Source organism: Streptomyces angustmyceticus (genome assembly GCF_040701845.1).
Classification (GTDB): domain Bacteria; phylum Actinomycetota; class Actinomycetes; order Streptomycetales; family Streptomycetaceae; genus Streptomyces; species Streptomyces angustmyceticus_A.
Map to the genome: position 1 here is coordinate 1 of NZ_JBFBHQ010000024.1, position 18545 is coordinate 18545.

14 protein-coding genes are annotated in these 18545 nt (G+C 72.3%); 5 read left to right on the forward strand and 9 right to left on the reverse strand.

Annotated elements, in window-relative coordinates:
• The 3 genes from AB0411_RS30725 to rarD all read left to right on the forward strand — a co-directional run.
• A partial coding sequence (locus AB0411_RS30725; RefSeq protein WP_366420541.1) for a thiamine pyrophosphate-dependent enzyme occupies window positions 1-735 on the forward strand: 735 nt, incomplete at its 5' end.
• A gap of 177 nt (window positions 736-912) precedes the next feature.
• Window positions 913-1779, forward strand: coding sequence for an SDR family oxidoreductase (locus tag AB0411_RS30730; protein WP_366420542.1), 867 nt, complete (start codon window positions 913-915; stop codon window positions 1777-1779).
• A 177-nt stretch (window positions 1780-1956) separates the two neighbouring features.
• On the forward strand, window positions 1957-3009 hold the full coding sequence (gene rarD, locus AB0411_RS30735) for an EamA family transporter RarD (protein ID WP_366420543.1): 1053 nt from the start codon (window positions 1957-1959) through the stop codon (window positions 3007-3009).
• A gap of 45 nt (window positions 3010-3054) precedes the next feature.
• On the opposite strand, the gene AB0411_RS30740 is transcribed toward rarD, so the two are convergent.
• From AB0411_RS30740 to AB0411_RS30765, 6 genes are all read right to left on the reverse strand, one after another.
• Window positions 3055-3930 (reverse strand): ABC transporter permease, encoded by an 876-nt coding sequence (locus AB0411_RS30740; protein ID WP_366420544.1) that lies wholly within the window; start codon window positions 3928-3930, stop codon window positions 3055-3057.
• Complete coding sequence (locus AB0411_RS30745) at window positions 3917-5029, reverse strand: ABC transporter ATP-binding protein (protein ID WP_366420545.1); 1113 nt, start codon at window positions 5027-5029, stop codon at window positions 3917-3919. Before AB0411_RS30745 ends, AB0411_RS30740 begins: the two co-directional genes overlap by 14 nt.
• Window positions 5030-5121: 92 nt before the next feature.
• Complete coding sequence (locus AB0411_RS30750) at window positions 5122-6381, reverse strand: LolA family protein (protein WP_366420546.1); 1260 nt, start codon at window positions 6379-6381, stop codon at window positions 5122-5124.
• Between the two features lie 432 nt (window positions 6382-6813).
• Window positions 6814-7827 (reverse strand): polyprenyl synthetase family protein, encoded by a 1014-nt coding sequence (locus tag AB0411_RS30755; RefSeq protein WP_366420547.1) that lies wholly within the window; start codon window positions 7825-7827, stop codon window positions 6814-6816.
• Between the two features lie 623 nt (window positions 7828-8450).
• Window positions 8451-9653: an FAD-dependent oxidoreductase gene (locus tag AB0411_RS30760; protein WP_366420548.1), complete on the reverse strand. Its 1203-nt coding sequence runs from the start codon at window positions 9651-9653 to the stop codon at window positions 8451-8453.
• Window positions 9650-10930: a carboxylate--amine ligase gene (locus AB0411_RS30765; RefSeq protein ID WP_403152889.1), complete on the reverse strand. Its 1281-nt coding sequence runs from the start codon at window positions 10928-10930 to the stop codon at window positions 9650-9652. Before AB0411_RS30765 ends, AB0411_RS30760 begins: the two co-directional genes overlap by 4 nt.
• 288 nt (window positions 10931-11218) lie before the next feature.
• Between AB0411_RS30765 and fahA the strand changes: the two genes are divergently transcribed.
• Together fahA and AB0411_RS30775 are read left to right on the forward strand one after the other, a co-directional pair.
• Window positions 11219-12421: a fumarylacetoacetase gene (gene fahA, locus AB0411_RS30770; RefSeq protein WP_366420550.1), complete on the forward strand. Its 1203-nt coding sequence runs from the start codon at window positions 11219-11221 to the stop codon at window positions 12419-12421.
• 359 nt (window positions 12422-12780) lie between these two features.
• The gene (locus AB0411_RS30775) at window positions 12781-13260 is read left to right on the forward strand and encodes a hypothetical protein (RefSeq protein ID WP_366420551.1); all 480 of its coding nucleotides are present in this window, start codon (window positions 12781-12783) and stop codon (window positions 13258-13260) included.
• Window positions 13261-13345: 85 nt separating this feature from the next.
• On the opposite strand, the gene nuoN is transcribed toward AB0411_RS30775, so the two are convergent.
• The 3 genes from nuoN to nuoL are packed head-to-tail and all read right to left on the reverse strand — an operon-like array spanning window position 13346 to window position 18540.
• On the reverse strand, window positions 13346-14998 hold the full coding sequence (nuoN, locus tag AB0411_RS30780; RefSeq protein ID WP_366420552.1) for an NADH-quinone oxidoreductase subunit NuoN: 1653 nt from the start codon (window positions 14996-14998) through the stop codon (window positions 13346-13348).
• Window positions 14995-16653, reverse strand: coding sequence for an NADH-quinone oxidoreductase subunit M (locus tag AB0411_RS30785; RefSeq protein WP_366420553.1), 1659 nt, complete (start codon window positions 16651-16653; stop codon window positions 14995-14997). Before AB0411_RS30785 ends, nuoN begins: the two co-directional genes overlap by 4 nt.
• A gap of 3 nt (window positions 16654-16656) precedes the next feature.
• The gene (gene nuoL / locus AB0411_RS30790) at window positions 16657-18540 is read right to left on the reverse strand and encodes an NADH-quinone oxidoreductase subunit L (RefSeq protein ID WP_366420554.1); all 1884 of its coding nucleotides are present in this window, start codon (window positions 18538-18540) and stop codon (window positions 16657-16659) included.
• Between the last annotated feature and the right edge of the window lie 5 nt (window positions 18541-18545).

Below are 18545 nucleotides of genomic sequence, written 5' to 3' on the forward strand. Positions count from 1 at the left end.
ATCGGCGGCAACCACCTCATCCACGCCCTGCGACGCAACGTCAACCTCAAGATCCTGCTGTTCAACAACCGGATCTACGGCCTGACCAAGGGCCAGTACAGCCCCACCTCCGAGGTCGGCAAGATCACCAAGTCCACCCCCATGGGCTCACTGGACGCCCCCTTCAACCCCGTCTCCCTCGCGCTGGGCGCCGAGGCGTCCTTCGTCGCCCGCACCGTCGACTCCGACCGCAAACACCTCACCTCGGTCCTGCGCGAGGCCGCCGCCCACCCCGGCACCGCCCTGGTCGAGATCTACCAGAACTGCAACATCTTCAACGACGGCGCCTTCGAAGTCCTCAAGGACAAGGACCAGGCCGAGGAAGCCGTCATCCGCCTGGAACACGGACAGCCGATCCGCTTCGGCGCCCTGGCCCCCGACGGCTTCGGCTCCAAGGGCGTCGTCCGCGACCCGGCCACCGGCGACCTCAAGGTCATCGACGTACGGGAGGAGGGCACGGGCGGTGTGCTGGTGCACGACGCGCACAATCCCTCGCCCACCACGGCCTTCGCCCTCTCCCGGCTCGCCGACGCCGACACCCTGCACCACACCCCCATCGGCGTCCTGCGCAACGTCGACCGGCCCGTCTACGACACCCTCATGTCCGACCAACTCGACGACGCCATCCAGCAGAAGGGCAAGGGCGACCTCGCCTCCCTCCTGACCGGCAACGACACCTGGACCGTCGTCGGCTGACCGGTCCGGTCCGGCCCCGCGGGTGCCCCTGGGAGCGTCTTACGGCGCTCGCGGGGGCACCCGTTCGCGTGGGCCACGAGCGCGTCACGATGTTCCATACGAATGTCATAGACGACCGTTTAATACAGGCGTACAGTCGGGTCCCGTCAGCCAGCGGACGTTCACAGGGGGTCACTCATGAGCATCGTCGTCACCGGCGCCACCGGGGCACTCGGCCGGCTCGTCGTCGAGGAACTGCTGAAGCGCACCGCACCCGGCGAGATCGTCGCGGTCGCCCGGGACCGGGCCAAGGCCGCCGGCCTCGCGGCCCGCGGCGTCGAGATCAAGATCGCGGACTACAGCAGGCCGGAGTCGCTCCAGGGCGTGTTCCGGGCCGGTGACCGGGCGCTGCTCATCTCCGGGAACGAGGCCGGACAGCGCCTCGACCAGCACCGCGCCGTCATCGACGCCGCACGGGAGGCGGGCGTCGCGCTGCTGGCGTACACGAGCGTGCTGGGCGGGCCGTCCGCCACGTTCTCCCTCGCCGAGGAGCACCTCGCCACCGAGCAGGCACTGCTCGCCTCCGGAGTGCCGTACTGCCTGCTGCGCAACGGCTGGTACCACGAGAACTACACAGGGGCGCTCGCCGGCGCCCTGCGGACCGGTGCCGTCGTCGGCAGCGCCGGCGGGGGCCGGGTGGCCACCGCCGCGCGCCGGGACTACGCGGAGGCCGCCGCCGTCGTCCTCACCACCGGCGGCCAGGAGAACACGGTGTACGAGCTGAGCGGCGACACCGCCTGGACGATGGCCGAGTACGCGGCCGAGGTGTCCCGGCAGACCGGCCGGGAGATCCCGTACCGCGACCTGCCGCAGGAGCAGTACGTGGCGCTGATGACCGAGGCGGGGGTGCCGGCGCTGGGCGCGCGGATGGTCGCCGAGGCGGACGCCGGGATCGCCCGGGGCGAGCTCGCCGCGACGCCCGGCGAGCTGTCCCGGCTGATCGGCCGCCCGACCACGCCGATCGCCGAGGCCATCACGGAGGCGCTGAAGGAGCTGCCGGTCTGACGGGGCCGCCGGGACCTGGCAGCCCCGCCCCTCCACCGCTCCCGCCCCGGGCCGGCCCGGGTCCGCCGGTGCAGCATTTCACCGGCATGTCATGACCGTATTCCGATACAGGCATGACAGAAGGGCTCGGCGCCGTTACTTTCGCAGTGGCGGCGAAGCATCCTCAGGAGGTCCCCCTTGCAGCCTCGAAGCGATCAGCGTGTCGGTCTCGCCTACGGCGTTGCCGCCTACACCATGTGGGGCCTGCTGCCGCTCTATTGGCATCTGCTGGGCGCCGCCTCCGCGTCCGAGATCCTGGCCCATCGCATGGCGTGGTCGCTGCCCGTCGCCGTCATCATCCTGGCCGCGCTGCGCCGCTGGTCGTGGATCGGCCCGTTGCTGCGGCAGCCCAAGAGGCTCGGGCTGATCCTGATCTGCGCCGTGGTCATCTCGACGAACTGGTTTCTGTACATCTGGGCGGTCAACGCCGGACACGTCCTGGAGGCCTCGCTCGGCTACTTCATCAACCCGCTGGTCAGCATCGCCTTCGGCGTGCTGTTCCTGCGCGAGCGGCTGCGGCCGCTGCAGTGGGTCGCGGTGGGGATCGGCGTCCTGGCCGTGGTCGTGATGACCGCCGCCTACGGCAAGGTGCCCTGGATCGCGCTCGTGCTGGCCTTCTCGTTCGCGACGTACGGGCTGGTCAAGAAGAGCGTCAAGCTCGACGGGATCGAGGGCTTCAGCGCCGAGACGGCCATGCAGGTGCTGCCCGCTGTGGGGTTCCTGGTGTTCCTCGCGCTGCGCGGCGAGTGCAGCTTCACCACCGACGGGGTGGGCCAGGCGCTGCTGCTGTCGGGCTGCGGTGTCGCGACGGCGGTGCCGCTGATCTGTTTCGGCGCCTCGGCCATGCGACTGCCGCTGACGATGATCGGGATGCTGCAGTATCTGGCGCCGAGCTTCCAGTTCGTGCTGGGGCTCACCGTCTTCCACGAGCAGATGCCGGCGGAGCGCTGGGCCGGGTTCGCGCTGGTGTGGGCGGCCCTGTCGGTACTGACCTGGGACGCGCTGCGGAACGCCCGGCGGGGGCGGGTGGCACTGGCCGCCGCCGCGGCCCAGGCGGGCGAGGCGGCCGCGGCGGGAGCGGTGCAGGCGGCCGCGGCGGACCGGGCGACCTCAGCGGCAACGGCGCCGGCGGCGGCGCAGCTCACCGACGCACCGGCCGAGACCTCGCAGCCTCCTCGCTCCACCCCGTGACGCCGAGGCCCCCGGGTCTCCCCCGCCGGCACCGCGGCCCCGGTCTCACGCGGTGACGTCCCTGGTCGTGAAGCGCGCCCAGGCCGCCGAGCCGAAGACCAGGGCGTACAGCGCCTGCAGGCCGACGTTCTTCTGCAACTGGTCCCAGTAGACGGGGTCGCGGAGCAGGTCCGCGAACGACAGCCAGTAGTGCGAGAAGAGGTAGGGCTGGAGGGCGTGCAACTGCGGGAGGTTGTCCAGGATCTGCACGGTGATCAGCAGGCCGACCGTGGTCGCCATGGCCGCGATTCCGCTGGTGGTGAGCGCGGAGACGAACAGGCCGACGGCGGCCACCCCGACGAGGGACAGCGCCACCGCGACCGCGATGGCCAGCGCCCGCAGCAGTCCCTCGGCGAAGGTGACGGAGGTGCCCGAGAGCAGGGTGACCTCGCCCACCGGGAAGAGCAGGGCGCCGGTCAGCAAGGCGGAGAGCGCCACGACCAGGGTGCCCACCAGGCAGAACGTCAGTGTCGCGGCGTATTTGACCAGCAGGAGGCGGGTGCGGCCCGCCGGGGCCACCAGGAGATAGCGCAGCGTCCCGCCGTGCGCCTCACCGGCGAGGGAGTCGCCGGCGATCACGCCGACGGACATCGGGAGAAAGAACGGCAGCGTCACCGCGAGCGAGGTGAAGACCAGGAAGAGCCCGTTGTGGGTGATCTGGGAGAGGAACGCCGGTCCTCCCTGGCCACCGCCGCCGTCCGGCCCGCCGCCGTCGCCCGTCTCGATCTTGACGGCGATGCCGACCAGGACGGGTACGCCCGCGAGCACCGCCAGCAGCGCGAGGGTGCGCCAGCGCCGGAACGTCATCGTGATCTCGCTGCGCAGCAGGCCCAGCGACCACAGCGGTCGGGGCGTGCGCGGCAGCGCCTCAGCCTGCGACATCGAAGCCCTCCCCGGTCAGCTGCACAAAGATGTCCTCCAGGGACGCCCGCTCGGTGCCGAAACCGCGCACCCGCACACCGGCGTGCACCAGCGCGGCGTTGAGATCCGCGAGATCGGGCGGCGCCCCGCCGCCGGATGTGCCCATCGCCGCGTCCGCGGACGGGAGTTCGCCCGTCACCCGGTCGTCGGCGGCCTGGAGGCCGATCAGGCCGTGCTCCTTCAGGACCCGGACCGTTTCGGCGGTGTCGGGGGTGGTCACCGTCAGCCGGCCGTGGCCGCGCGAGTCGAGGACCGTGGCGGAGAGGGCGGCGACCGTCCCCTGGGTGATCAGCCGGCCGCGGGCCATCACCGCGGCGTGGGTGCAGACCTGCTCGATCTCGTCGAGGAGATGGGAGGAGAGGAAGACGGTGGTGCCGTCCGCCGCGAGTGCGCGGATCAGCGCACGGATCTCCCGCATGCCCTGGGGGTCCAGGCCGTTGGTCGGCTCGTCGAGGACCAGCAGCTCACGGGGCTGGAGCAGGGCCGCGGCCAGACCGAGGCGCTGCTTCATACCGAGGGAGTAGGCGCGGGCCTTCTTGCCGGCCGCGGCCGCCAGGCCCACCCGCTCCAGCGCACGCCCGACCCGTGCGGTGCGGGTACGGGGGTCGGCGTACGGGTCGGCGGCGTCGAACCGCCGGAGGTTGTCCCGCCCGCTGAGGAAGCCGTAGAGGGCCGGCCCCTCGATGAGGGCCCCGACCTTGGGGAGCACCCGGCGGCCCGCGGCGGGCATCGGCTGCCCGAGCACCCGGGCGCTGCCGGCGCTCGCTTCGATCAGGCCCATCAGCATGCGGATGGTGGTGGTCTTGCCGGAGCCGTTGGGGCCGAGGAAGCCGAAGATGCTGCCGCGCGGGACGGCCAGATCGAGGTCGTCGACGGCGAGCTGACCGCCGCGGTAGGCCTTGGTCAGCCCTCGCGTCTCGATCGCCAGGTCCCCGGCCGGCCCCGGGCCCGGTCCGTCATCGGCCGGCTGGGGCCCCGGCCCGTCGTCGGGCGCCCCGGGGCCCGGCACCTCGTCGGGCGACCGGGTGCCTTCGGGACCCGGGGCGGGCGGCTGTGGCATCGGCTCCCCCGACGTCGTACGGATGGCCCACGGGCCGCGCCGTGCCACCCGCTGAGGGGTGGCACGGCGGTCCCGCTTCGTGCGAGGGCCCGTTACTTGGCGGCGTTGGCCGCGTCGATCAGGGCCTGCTTGTCGACGGCGCCGACATAGACCGTGCCCTTGTCCGTGACCAGGGCATTGACCAGGCGGGTGCTGAAGATCCGGCCGGAGCCGAAGGAGCCGTGCGCCTTCTCGCCGATGCTGTCCAGGAACTTGGCCGCGTCGCCGCCGGCGCCCTGCTCCTTGCCGGAGGGCAGGCCGGAGCCGTCGCCCTTGATCGTGGCGATGGACGTCCAGCCCTTGCCGAGGACGTTCAGTCCGCCCATGTCCTTGGTGACGTCCTGCGCGTCCTTGTGGGACGGGAGGCTCTTGCCGTGCCGGCGCTGCGCCTCCGCCTTGTCGGCGTCGACGACCTTGGCGCCCTTGGGCGGGGTGAAGGAGAACGTGCTCGCGGCGGGCTTGGCGAAGTCGACGTTCGTGTAGCCGACGTCGATGGCGGCCGCGCCACCGCTCTTGGGGGTCAGGGTGAACTTCAGCGGCACGCCGTTCTCGGCGTCCACCGCGACCCGGATCGAGCCGACCGTCGAGGCGGCCTGCTTGGGCTTGATCAGCAGCTGGTAGGCGTCCCGCCCGGCGACCTTGGCGGTGCCGTCGACGGTCACCGAGGTGGTGTCGCCGGCCGCCTTCAGGGCCTGCTGTGCGAGGTCCTGCGGGGTGGCGTTCTTCAGGTCCTCGGGGAGGCCCTCGGCCGAGCGGTGCCGCGTGCCGTGCTTCCCGGCGTCGAGGCCGGTGCTGTGCAGCGCGGTGTTGCTGCCGCTGTCGTAGGCCCAGAGCTCGTTGCCGTTGTGGACCAGGCTGTACTCGGCGGCCTTGTCGACGATCGACACCCGCTGCTTCTCGGGGCCGTCGGCCGCGACGCGCAGCGTGTGCGCACCGGACGCCAGCTCCATCAGCTTGCTCTGGGGCGCCGCGGAGGCACCGTCGCCGCCCTCCCCGCCGGCACCGGCCTGACCGCCGCCGAAGCCGCCCGCCGCGCCGCCCGGCAGGGACGGCAGACCGAGGTCGGTGGTGACCCGGACCGTGCCGGAAAGCTGCTGGACATCCGACTTGGCGACCTTGGCTATGAGGTCCTGCGCCGAGATCTTCGGCAGGTCCGGAGAACCGGAACCGGCGAACGCCGGGACCAGCCCGATCGTGGCCGCCGCCACTCCCGCCACCGCGACCGGCACGGCGTAGCGCACCGCCTTACGGCGCCGCGGGGAGCGCCCCCCGTCCCAACCGTCGGTGACCTGTGTCGGTTCGTTCCGTGGCATCTGCCCTACCTCCGTCGTATGCGGCGGTTGCTGCGCTGTCCACTCGTCCACCCCTGGGCTCATTGTGACCCGCCGCCGCGCTCTGGTGTTCTCCATCTCACCAAATCGCCGGGCGGATAACGTCAACCAGCGGGAGCAACTCGTCCTACTGCTGAGGTATGACACACGGTCACCTCAGGTCGGAGTCCGTACCCCCGGAGTCGGACAGTTCCCTAGGGGATGCGGCGAACGCTCTGGGGGTTGCGGAGCCGGGCAGCCCGTCGACACGGGGAAAAGGCCCTCGGGGACAGGACGCTCGGGGGCAGGGCTCTCGGGGACGCGGGGCAGAACTCCGGGCGATGCGGGCCGGGAAGGAAGCTCCCGGGAACGCGGGGCACGGCACCGCGCGGGGGCACAGCCCGCCCGGCGCGGCCTCGGCCCGCCACAGGGGCCTCAGCCCGCCCGGTGCACCACCGCGTCGCAGAGCCCCTCCAGGGCCGACTTGGCCGTGCAGGACGGCAGCGGGGCCAGCATCGCGCGGGCCTCCTGCGCATAGCGCACGGTGTCGCGGCGGGCCTCTTCGAGCGCCGGGTGGGCGCGCAGGCCGGCCAGTGCCTCGGCGTGCCGGGCGTCGTCCGTGAGGTCGCCGGCCAGCAGCTCGACCAGGGCGCGGTCCTCGGGCGTACCGGCGCTGCTCTCGGCGCGGGCCCGCAGATGCAGCACGGGCAGGGTCGGAATGCCCTCCCGCAGGTCGGTGCCGGGCGTCTTGCCCGATTCGTGCGAATCGCTGGCGATGTCCAGCACGTCGTCGGCCAGCTGGAAGGCCGTGCCCAGCCGCTCGCCGTACTGGGTGAGGATGTTGACCGTCGACTCCTCGGCGCCCGACATCATCGCGCCGAACCGGCAGGCGACGGCGACCAGCGAACCGGTCTTGCCGGCGAGGACGTCCAGGTAGTGGTCGATGGGGTCGCGGCCGTCGCGCGGGCCCGCGGTCTCCAGGATCTGGCCGGTCACCAGGCGTTCGAACGCCTCGGCCTGGATCCGGACCGCCTCCGGCCCGAGGTCGGCGAGGATGTGCGAGGCGCGGGCGAACAGGAAGTCGCCGGTCAGCACCGCGACGGAGTTGCCCCAGCGGGCGTTGGCGCTGGCCACACCGCGGCGCACATCGGCCTCGTCCATCACGTCGTCGTGGTACAGCGTCGCCAGGTGCGTCAGCTCCACGACGACCGCGGAGGGCACCACGCCCGGGCTGTAGGGGTCGCCGAACTGGGCGGCCAGCGTCACCAGCAGCGGCCGGAACCGCTTGCCACCCGCGCGCACGAGGTGCTGCGCGGCTTCGGTGATGAACGGCACGTCGCTCTTCGTGGCCTCCAGCAGGCCCTCCTCGACAGCCGCCAACCCGGCCTGGACATCGGCCTCAAGAGCCTGGTCCCGCACGCTCAGCCCGAAGGGCCCGACGACGGTCACGAGGGGTACTCCTGTCTGCTGACGATCAAACTGAATGTCGATCTGTCGCTGTCTCCACCATTGGCCAGCGTATCCGGTCGCAGTTCGATCACCGTGAGCGCCCGCCCCCCGACCCACCCGGAAGCACAGCGACCCCGGCCGGCAGGTCCCGGACCGCCTGTTGACGCGAGTGTGGCGCGGGGGCGTGGGACCCGGCAACGACAAGAGTATTTCTGGCCGCGTTCCGGTCCGGCAAGGGCCGCGCTGCCCGGGCTGCTGGGCAGGGCGGGCAGCGCAGGGCGGGCCGTGCGGTCCAGCGCGGGGCAGGGAGAACGGCGCAGTACGGCGCCCGGTAAGGAGGACAGTGCGGTCCAGCGCAGGCCCGCGCAGCTCAGGGCACGAAACGGCACGCCGCAATTCGCCGTCCCGGGCATCCACCGACCCGTGCGACCACCGACCAGAGCGCCGAGCGCCCCCGGCCCGGGCCACCGGCCGCCCGGCTCCCCCGCCCATGTCATGAACCGGCGCCCCCGGCCCCCGCACCGCCCCGCCGAATTCACCCCGGGCCGAGCCGACTTCCCCATGAGACAGGGACCGGGCCGGCGCCCCTCACCGCCGCCCCCGCCGCCCCCGCCGCGCCCGCCTCACCCGTACGACCGGGCCACCGCCCGTGCCAGCCGCGGCGAGGCGAACTCCGTGCCGCACACGAAGCGCATCACCGGCCCGAACGAGGCGGCCGCCGGCAACCCCGTGAAGTACAGCCCCGGTACGGAGGAGCCGAAGCCGGCGCCCAGCAGCGGCCCGCCGGCCCGCGTCACGATCTCGGTGCGCAGCCCCTGGCCCAGGAAGTCCAGTGCCGCCAGGTCCATCCGGTAGCCCGTCGCGGCCAGCACATGGTCGGCGGCGAGTTCCCCGCCCTGCCCGTCCGCCCCGCGCAGCGCCAGCACGGGACGGCCGTCACGGACCGTGGCCCGTACGATCCGCCGCCCCTGGGTGACCTGGACCCGGCCGTGGAAACGCTCCCGCAGCCACCACGCCCCCAGCGGGCCGAGCACCCGGCGCACCAGGTAGCGCCGGGCGGGCACCGGCAGCCGCCGGAAGGCGCCGGCGTAGTACGTCAGCGCATGCAGCGACCAGGCGTTGCCGAACGGCGACGGCGGCCGCAGGCGGGGCTGGCGGTCCGGCGGCGCGCCGAAGCCCACGGCGCCCTGACGGCGCGCCACGACCCGGACCGACGCCGCGCCCGCCTCGGCGAGCAGCACCGCGCTCTCCAGCGCCGACTGCCCGGCGCCGATCACGACCACCGCGCGGCCGGCCAGCGCGGACAGGTCGTGGTGCTGCGAACTGTGCGAGACCGGCCCCGTGGCGGACGGCCCGTCCGGGATCGCCGCGGCCAGCTCCGGCGGCAGCTGCGCCAGCCCGCTCAGGCCGGTGGCCACGACCACGGCCCGCGCGCCGACCTGCTCCCCGCTGTCCAGCTTCAGCTCGAAGCCGCCGTTCCGCCGGTCGACCGAGACCACCCTGACCTGCTCCAGATCGGGGACCGTCCGCTGCTGCACCCACTGCCCGTACCGGATGAACACCTCGACGGGGACGATGTCCCAGTCCGAGGCGTAGGGCCCCTCCCCCGTCTCCGCGCAGAAGTCGCCGAGGGTGTGGCCGGGCTGCGGGACGTCGATGTGGGAGGCCGCGGGCGTCGACTTGAGCAGCATGCCCGCGGGCATCTGCGTGCGCCAGCTCGCCATCGGCGCCCCGAAGACCCGCACCGGCAGGCCGCGCGCCCGTAGGTGCGCGGCCGTCGACACGCCGTACGGCCCGGCCCCGATGACCGCTACCGGAGTGCTCACTTCGGTCCCTCCCCTTGCCTGGGTGATGCCTCGGTACCCGCCCGGCGGCCCGCCCGCCGCAGCTGCAGCAGATGTCTGGCGCCCGGCCCGACGGACCGCGCCAGCATCGTGAAGAACGGCAGCGGGTCGTCGCCCGCGAACCACGCCAGCTCGGTGCCGGAGGCCCGCTCCGGCGCGTGCGGGGGTCGGGTGCCGCCGCGCCGGTAGGCGAGCACGGCGGGCAGATCGACGTTCTCGACGACGAAGCGGCGCCCGGCCCGCTGCGGCCCCTCCGGGACGGTGCGCCCGGTGAGTGCCAGATGCTGGGCGCGGACGACGTCCACGCCGGCCGCGTTCTCGAAGAGCCGAAACTGAGCCCCCATACGGGGATTGAAATCCAGCAGCTTGTACCGGCCGTCGCGGCGGTCGAACCGCCAGTCCAGATCGGCGATGCCGGTGAAGCCGATGCGGTGGACGAACTCCGCCGACATTTTGGCGAGTTCCGGATTGTCGACCACATACGCGCAGGCCGTCATGCCGGCGTGCGGCGGCCAGGAGCGCACCTTGACGCCGGTGAACAGCGCCAGCGGCGCACGGTCCGCGCCGAAGCAGGCGTGCACGATCCAGTCCTCGGCCTGCTCCCGCGGCAGGTACTCCTGCAGGATCACGCCGGGCCGCGGGCCCCAGTCCCGGGCCAGGTCCAGCAGCTGCGCCGGCCCTCCTATACGGGTCGTGCCCGTGACGGCGGGCCGCTCGCGCCGGACGAACGCCTCGCGGTTCTTGGCCACCACCGGGAAGCGGGCCCGCCCGGCGTACGCCTCGATGTCCGCGTACGAGCCGGGGAAGACGGCGGCCGGCGAGGGCACCCCGTGGGCCGCGCACAGTTCGTGCAGCCCCTGTTTGCTGGCCAGCCGCCGCGGCAGGCCGGGGGCGGCCCGGGGAAAGAGGAACGCCCCGGCGAGCGCCTCGGCGTGCTCGGCTATCAGCACGGCGGCCTCTTCGTCGGTGGGGAGCAGCAGCGTCGGGCGCCCGATCCGCCGGCCGATCCGCAACAGCCCCGTCACCAGCCGGTCCGGCTCCTCCCGCCCGGTGGTCGGCCAGACGAAGCGGCCGCGGAGGTAGCGCGAGAGGGCCGCCGGTGTGAAGCGGTCCTCCGTCACGGCGTACATGGGCACCCCGAGCCGGCCCAGACTGCGGATCGCCCCCACACCGCCATGGTGCAGGGGGTACGCCCCGATCTTCACGATCAACGCCGGAACGCTCCGGTCGACCGCGAGCCGTGTGCCACTGCGAGCCACGTGTCCCCCCAACGGAACAGTCCCACCCCCGGGCCCGTGCCAGGAAAGGAAGCTAGGCCCGAATTGCGCAGTGCAGCAAGGCTTTTCAGGACATTGCCGATGCTTGGGGGCGCATCGCGCGGCGCGCCCGCCGTCCAAATCCGTACGCTCCCGCGCCCTCGCGCCCCCAGGACCGTCCCGCCGGTCACCGCCCGGCCGTACGCTGATCAACGGCACCGCTGGCCCGCGGGCCACCAGGCCCGGCCGGCCCGGCCGCCCACCGGCGACGACGAACGCGAGGAGCTGTCCATGCCCGAGCAGAGCCCGTTCGACCTGGCAGAAGGCGACCCCTTCGGCCCGCACAACCTGCCCTACGGCGTCTTCAGCACCGCCGACGCGCCCGACCGGCGCCGCCTCGGTGTCCGCTACGGCGACCGGGTCCTCGATCTGAGCGCACTGCCGAGCGCACTGCCCGCCGCCATCCACCCGCACGCCGAACTGCTCGCGGCCCCGACCCTCAACCCGCTGATGGCCGCCGGCCGGCCCGTCTGGCAGCAGATCCGGGCGGCCGTCCGCACGGCCGTCACCGACCCGGCGCACCGCGACGAGGTGGCACCGCTGTTCCATCCGCTCGCCGAGGTCACGCTGCACCTCCCCTTCGAGGTCGCCGACTACGTCGACTTCTACGCCAGCGAGCACCACGCCACCAACGTCGGCCGGATCTTCCGCCCGGACGCCGCGGCGCTGACCCCCAACTGGAAGCACCTGCCGATCGGGTACCACGGCCGGGCGGGCACCGTCGTCGCCAGCGGCACCCCGGTCGTCCGTCCGCGGGGCCAGCGCAAGGCCCCCGCGGACGAGGCGCCGACCTTCGGCCCCTCCCTCCGCCTCGACATCGAGGCGGAGGTCGGCTTCGTCGTCGGCACGCCCTCCACGCTGCACGAGCCCGTCCCGCAGGAGGCCTTCCGCGACCACGTCTTCGGCGTCTGCCTCCTCAACGACTGGTCCGCGCGCGACATCCAGGCCTGGGAGTACGTGCCGCTCGGCCCCTTCCTGGGCAAGTCCTTCGCCACCTCCGTCTCCGCCTGGATCACCCCGCTCGACGCCCTCGACGAGGCCCGGACCGCGCCGCCCGCCCGGGACGTCCCGCTGCTGCCCTACCTCGACGACGCGGACGCCGAGCCGGGCGGCATCGACCTCCGCATCGAGGTGCGCATCAACGGCGAGACCGTCTCCCGGCCGCCGTTCTCCGCCATGTACTGGACGGCCGCCCAGCAGCTCGCCCATATGACCGTCAACGGCGCCTCGCTGCGCACCGGCGACCTGTTCGCCTCCGGCACCGTCTCCGGGCCCGACCCCGACCAGCTCGGCTGCCTGCTGGAGCTCACCCAGGGCAAGGGCCCCTACCTCCAGGACGGCGACGAGGTCACCCTCACCGCCTGGGCGCCCGGCCCCGACGGCGCCCGGATCGGCCTGGGCGAGGTCACCGGCCGCGTCCTGCCCGCGGTGTGACCGAGCCGCCGCTCCCCCTAACGGAGGAGCTGCGGCAGCTCGCCCTCGGCCCGGCCCGCGGCCGGCCGGTGCACCGCACCGCGCACCTGCGGTACGGGCCGGCCGGCGCGGCGCCGGCCGATCGGGAGGAGGCCGGGCGGATCGCCCCGGAGGGCCGGGACCGGGATCGCCTGCCGCCTCGGGCCGCGCCGGGCCGGCATGCCCCACCTCGCCCCGTTCGCCCCCTCTTGTCCTCTCCTACGTCACAGCCCCACACCAAGTCCGTACCGGGGCCGCCGCAATCCGGACGACGGTCCGGACGGCCGCCCGGGGCCGCTGCTAGCCTCACGGGTCCCTGTCCCACAACGGAGGAGACGTACGTGCGCAAGGCAGCGCAGATCGCCGGGGCGGCCGCCATCGCCGCGATGCTGCTCAGCGGTTGCGGAAGCAGCGGCGACACCGGCACCGGCAACGACAGCAAGCCGAGCAAGTCGCCGGACGCGCCGTCGACTCCCGACAAGCCCGCGGGCGCCGGAGCGGTCGAGGGCGCCTGGAAGGCCGGTTCGGCCGGCAGCCCCCAGGTCCTCGTGATCAGCAAGGGCACCGTCGCCTTCAGCAACGGGCACAAGGCCGCCTGTCTGGGCAAGGTCCAGGAGATGGCCGGGATGACCATGGCCGCACTCAAGTGCACCGACGGGGACACCACCCGCACCATGGGCACCCTGAAGGCCGGCGCGGACGGCAAGACCCTCACCGTCGACTGGAAGAACGGCCCCACCGAGAAGTACACCAAGTCCAGCGACGGCAGCGTGAAGATCCCCGACATGCCGCAGCTGCCCAGCGGCGTGCCCACGAACTGACCGCCGGCCGCACGGCGAACGGCCGCCGCCCGGAACCCCCCGAGGGCTCCGGACGGCGGCCGTTGTCATGGCGCGCCGCGGGTTCTCAGCGCACGAAGACCCCGGCCTGGCCGGCCAGGTCGAGGAAGTACTGCGGCGCCAGGCCGAGCACCAGCGTGGCCGTGACGCCGATGGCGATGGCCGTGGTCGTCAGCGGGCTGGGCACCGCGACGGTCGGGCCGTCCGCCTTGGGCTCGTTGAAGAACATCAGCACGATGACGCGGATGTAGAAGAACGCGGCGATGGCCGACGAGAGCACACCGATGACCACCAGCCAGCCCGCGCCGCTCTGCGCCGCCGCCTTGAACACCGCGAACTTTCCGGCGAACCCGGAGGTCAGCGGGATGCCGGCGAAGGCCAGCAGGAAGACCGCGAAGACCGCGGCCACCAGCGGCGAACGCCGTCCCAGCCCGGCCCACTTGGACAGCGCGGTGGCCTCGCCGCCCGCGTCCCGCACCAGGGTGACCACGGCGAAGGCGCCGAGCGTCACGAAGGAGTAGGCGCCGAGGTAGAAGAGCACCGAGGAGATGCCCTCCTTGCTGGTGGCGATGACACCGGCGAGGATGAAGCCGGCATGGGCGATGGAGGAGTAGGCCAGCAGCCGCTTGATGTCGGTCTGGGTGATGGCGACGATCGCGCCGCCCAGCATCGTGATGATCGCGACGCCCCACATCACCGGCTGCCAGTCCCAGCGCAGGCCCGGCAGGACGACGTACAGCAGCCGCAGCAGCGCACCGAAGGCCGCGACCTTGGTGGCGGCCGCCATGAAGCCGGTGACCGGGGTCGGGGCGCCTTGGTAGACGTCCGGGGTCCACATGTGGAACGGCACCGCGCCGACCTTGAACAGCAGCCCCATCAGCACCAGCGCCGCGCCGATCAGCAGCAGCGCGTCGTTGCCCATCGTGCCCGCCAGCGCCGGATCGATCTGCTTGGCGCCGTCGGAGACCACCTCGGCGATCCCGGCATAGCCGACCGTGCCCGCGTAGCCGTACAGCAGGGCCACGCCGAACAGCAGGAACGCCGACGAGAAGGCGCCGAGGAGGAAGTACTTCACCGCGGCCTCCTGCGACAGCAGCCGCTGGCGGCGGGCCAGCGCACACAGGATGTACAGCGGGAGGGAGAAGACCTCCAGCGCGATGAAGAGTGTCAGCAGGTCGTTGGCCGCCGGGAAGACCAGCATCCCGCCGACCGCGAAGAGCAGGATCGGGAAGACCTCGGTGGTGGTGAACCCGGCCTTGACCGCGGCCTGTTCGGCGGCGCCGCCGGGGACGGCGGCGGCCTGGGCGGCGAAGGAGTCCACCCGGTTGCCGTGCGCCGCCGGGTCGAGCCGGCGCTCGGCGAAGGTGAACACGGCGACCAGGGACACCAGCAGGATCGTGCCCTGCAGGAACAGGGCCGGGCCGTCGACGGCGAGGGCGCCCATGGCGGCGATGTGCGCCTTGGACGAGCCGAAGCCGCCGGCCGCCAGGCCGACCACCGCGGCGAACGCGGCGGCCAGCGCCACCACCGTCAGCAGCAGTTGGGAGACGTAGCGGCTGCGGCGCGGCACGAACCCCTCGATGAGGATGCCGAGCACCGCCGCGCCGAGGACGATCAGCGTCGGCGACAGCTGGGTGTACTCGATGTGCGGCGCCGGGATCTTGCCCGGTGCGCCGTCCGCCACCGTCCACAGGCTGTGGACACTTGCCACGGAACTCACTTCGCGGCCTCCACGTCTTGATCATGCACGGCATGGCCGCCCCGGCCTCCACCGGGCACGGCGTCCACCTGCACAGGGGGCTTGGGGTCCTTCTTGTCCACGACGGACAGGGTGTGGTCGACCGCCGGGTTGACGAGGTCGGTGAGCGGCTTCGGGTACACCCCGAGGAAGAGCAGGAGCACGATCAGCGGGGCGACCACCACCAGCTCCCGCGCCCGGAGGTCCGGCATGCTCCTCACCTCGGCCTTCACCGGCCCGGTCATCGTCCGCTGGTAGAGGACGAGGACGTACAGCGCGGCGAGGACGATGCCGAGGGTGGCGACGATGCCGATCACCGGATAGCGGCTGAACGTGCCGACCAGGACCAGGAATTCACTGACGAACGGCGCAAGGCCGGGCAGCGAGAGGGTGGCGAGGCCGCCGATGAGGAACGTGCCGGCGAGGACCGGGGCGACCTTCTGGACGCCGCCGAAGTCCCCGATCAGGCGCGAGCCGCGGCGGCTGATCAGGAAGCCGGCCACCAGCATCAGCGCGGCGGTCGAGATGCCGTGGTTGACCATGTAGAGCGTCGCGCCGCCCTGGCCCTGGGAGGTCATCGCGAAGATGCCCATGATGATGAAGCCGAAGTGGGAGATCGAGGCGTAGGCGATCAGACGCTTGATGTCCCGCTGGGCGACCGCCAGCAGCGCGCCGTACAGCACGCTGATCAGCGCGAGGACGAGGATGACCGGGGTGGCCCAGCTGCTGGCCTCGGGGAAGAGCTGGAGGCAGAAGCGGAGCATCGCGAACGTGCCGACCTTGTCGACCACCGCGGTGATCAGCACCGCGACCGGCGACGTCGACTCGCCCATGGCGCCCGGCAGCCAGGTGTGCAGCGGCCACAGCGGCGCCTTCACCGCGAAGGCGAAGAAGAAGCCGAGGAAGAGCAGTCGTTCGGTGCCGGTGCCGATGTCCAGCTTGCCGGCCGCCCGCGCCTCGACGATCTGCTGCAGCGAGAAGGTGCCGGTGCCGAGCTGGTCGGCGGTGACGGCGTACAGCCCGATCACCGCGGCCAGCATGATCAGCCCGCCGACGAGGTTGTAGAGCAGGAACTTCACCGCGGCGTACGACCGCCGGCTCGCGGCCTGCTCCTCGCCGTCCCCGCCCGCCCGGTCCCCGAAGCCGCCGATGAGGAAGTACATCGGGATCAGCATGGCTTCGAAGAAGAGGTAGAAGAGGAAGACGTCGGTGGCCTCGAACGAGAGGACCACCATCGCCTCGACGGCCAGGATCAGCGCGAAGAAGCCCTGGGTGGGCCGCCAGCGCCGGTTGGGCGTGGCCTCCTCCAGGGGGTCGGCGTCGTGCCAGCCGGCCAGGATGACGAAGGGGATCAGCAGGGTGGTCAGCGCGATCAGGGCGACCGCGATGCCGTCCACCCCGAGTTCGTAGCGGACGCCGAAGTCGCTGATCCAGGCGTGCGACTCGGTGAGCTGGAAGGGGCCCTTGGCGCCCGGGTCGAAGCGGAACGCGACCAGCAGCGCCAGCGCGAAGGTGGCCAGCGAGAACAGCAGCGCGAGCCACTTGGCCGCGGTGCGCTTGGCGGCGGGCAGCGCGGCGGTGGCGATCGCACCGACCGCCGGTACCACGGCCACCGCCGTCAGCAGGGGAAACGACATGGCTCAGACACCCCTCATCAGCAGGGTCGCGGCGACGAGGACGGCGGCCCCGCCCAGCATCTGGACCGCGTACGAACGGACGAACCCGGTCTGCAACCGGCGCAGCAGGCCGGAGAGTCCGCCCATGGAGGCCGCCGTGCCGTTGACCGCGCCGTCCACGAGTGACCGGTCGACCTGGACGAGCGTGTCGGTGAGGTGTTCACCGCCGCGCACGAAGACGACGTGGTTGAAGTCGTCCTGGAGCAGGTCGCGGCGGGCGGCCCGGGTCAGCAGCGAGCCCCGCGGGGCCAGCGCCGGAACGGGCTTGCGGCCGTACATCAGCCAGGCGACCCCGACGCCGAGGAGCAGCACCACGATCGTCGAGGCGGTGACCGTGGTGGCGCTGACCGGGGAGTGGCCGTGCGCGAACGAGGTGACCGGCTCCAGCCACTTCACAAAGGCCTCGTTGACGCTGAACAGCCCGCCCGCGAAGACCGATCCGACGGCCAGCACGACCATCGGGAGCGTCATGACCTTCGGCGACTCGTGCGGATGCACCTCGTCGGGGTTCCAGCGCTTCTCGCCGAAGAACGTCATCAGCATCACCCGCGTCATGTAGAACGCGGTGATCGCCGCGCCCAGCAGGGCCGCGCCGCCGAGGATCCAGCCCTCGGTGCCGCCCTTGGCGAACGCCGCCTCGATGATCTTGTCCTTGGAGAAGAAGCCGGACAGTCCCGGGAAGCCGATGATCGCCAGATAGCCGAGGCCGAAGGTGAGGAAGGTGACCGGCATGTACGTCCGCAGACCGCCGTAACGGCGCATGTCCACCTCGTCGTTCATGCCGTGCATCACGGAACCGGCGCCGAGGAAGAGGCCCGCCTTGAAGAAGCCGTGGGTGACCAGGTGCATGATCGCGAAGGCGTAGCCGATCGGGCCGAGGCCGGCCGCGAGGATCATGTAGCCGATCTGCGACATCGTCGAGCCGGCCAGCGCCTTCTTGATGTCGTCCTTGGCGCAACCGACGATCGCACCGAAGAGGAGGGTGACCGCACCGACCACGACGACCGCCAGCTGGGCGGTCGGCGCGGCGTTGAAGACCGCCCCGGAGCGGGTGATCAGATACACCCCGGCGGTGACCATCGTGGCGGCGTGGATCAGGGCCGAGACCGGGGTCGGGCCCTCCATCGCGTCGCCGAGCCAGGACTGCAGCGGCACCTGCGCCGACTTGCCGCAGGCGGCCAGCAGCAGCATCAGCCCGATGGCGGTCAGCTTGCCCTCGGATGTGTCGCCGGCGGCGGCGAGCACCGGGCCGAAGGCGAAGGTCCCGAACGTCGTGAACATCAGCATGATCGCGATGGACAGGCCCATGTCGCCGACGCGGTTGACCAGGAACGCCTTCTTGGCGGCGGTGGCCGCGCTCGGCTTGTGCTGCCAGAAGCCGATCAGGAGGTACGAGGCGAGGCCGACGCCCTCCCAGCCGACGTACAGCAGGAGGTAGTTGTCGGCGAGGACGAGCAGCAGCATCGCCGCGAGGAAGAGGTTGAGGTAGCCGAAGAAGCGGCGGCGCCGCTCGTCGTGCTCCATATAGCCGATCGAGTAGATGTGGATCAGCGATCCGACACCGGTGATCAGCAGGACGAAGGTCATCGACAACTGGTCGAGCTGGAAGGCGATGTCGGCCCGGAAGCCGCCGACCGGAATCCAGGTGAACAGGTGCTGGTGCAGGGCACGGTCCTCGGCGCCCCGGCCGAGCATGTCGGCGAAGAGCGCCACCCCGACGGCGAACGACGCCACCGAGAACAGCGTGCCGATCAGGTGGCCGGTGCGGTCGAGTCGTTTGCCGCCGCACAACAGCAGGGCCGCACCGACCAGCGGTGCCGCGACGAGCAGCGCGATCAAGTTCTCCACTTTGT

Coding starts and splice junctions, on each gene's coding strand:
- fahA (WP_366420550.1), top strand. CDS start 11,219: ATGCCCGAGCAGAGCCCGTTCGACCTGGCAGAAGGCGACCCCTTCGGC.
- AB0411_RS30730 (WP_366420542.1), top strand. CDS start 913: ATGAGCATCGTCGTCACCGGCGCCACCGGGGCACTCGGCCGGCTCGTC.
- AB0411_RS30745 (WP_366420545.1), bottom strand. CDS start 5,029: ATGCCACAGCCGCCCGCCCCGGGTCCCGAAGGCACCCGGTCGCCCGAC.
- AB0411_RS30750 (WP_366420546.1), bottom strand. CDS start 6,381: ATGCCACGGAACGAACCGACACAGGTCACCGACGGTTGGGACGGGGGG.
- AB0411_RS30740 (WP_366420544.1), bottom strand. CDS start 3,930: ATGTCGCAGGCTGAGGCGCTGCCGCGCACGCCCCGACCGCTGTGGTCG.
- AB0411_RS30785 (WP_366420553.1), bottom strand. CDS start 16,653: ATGTCGTTTCCCCTGCTGACGGCGGTGGCCGTGGTACCGGCGGTCGGT.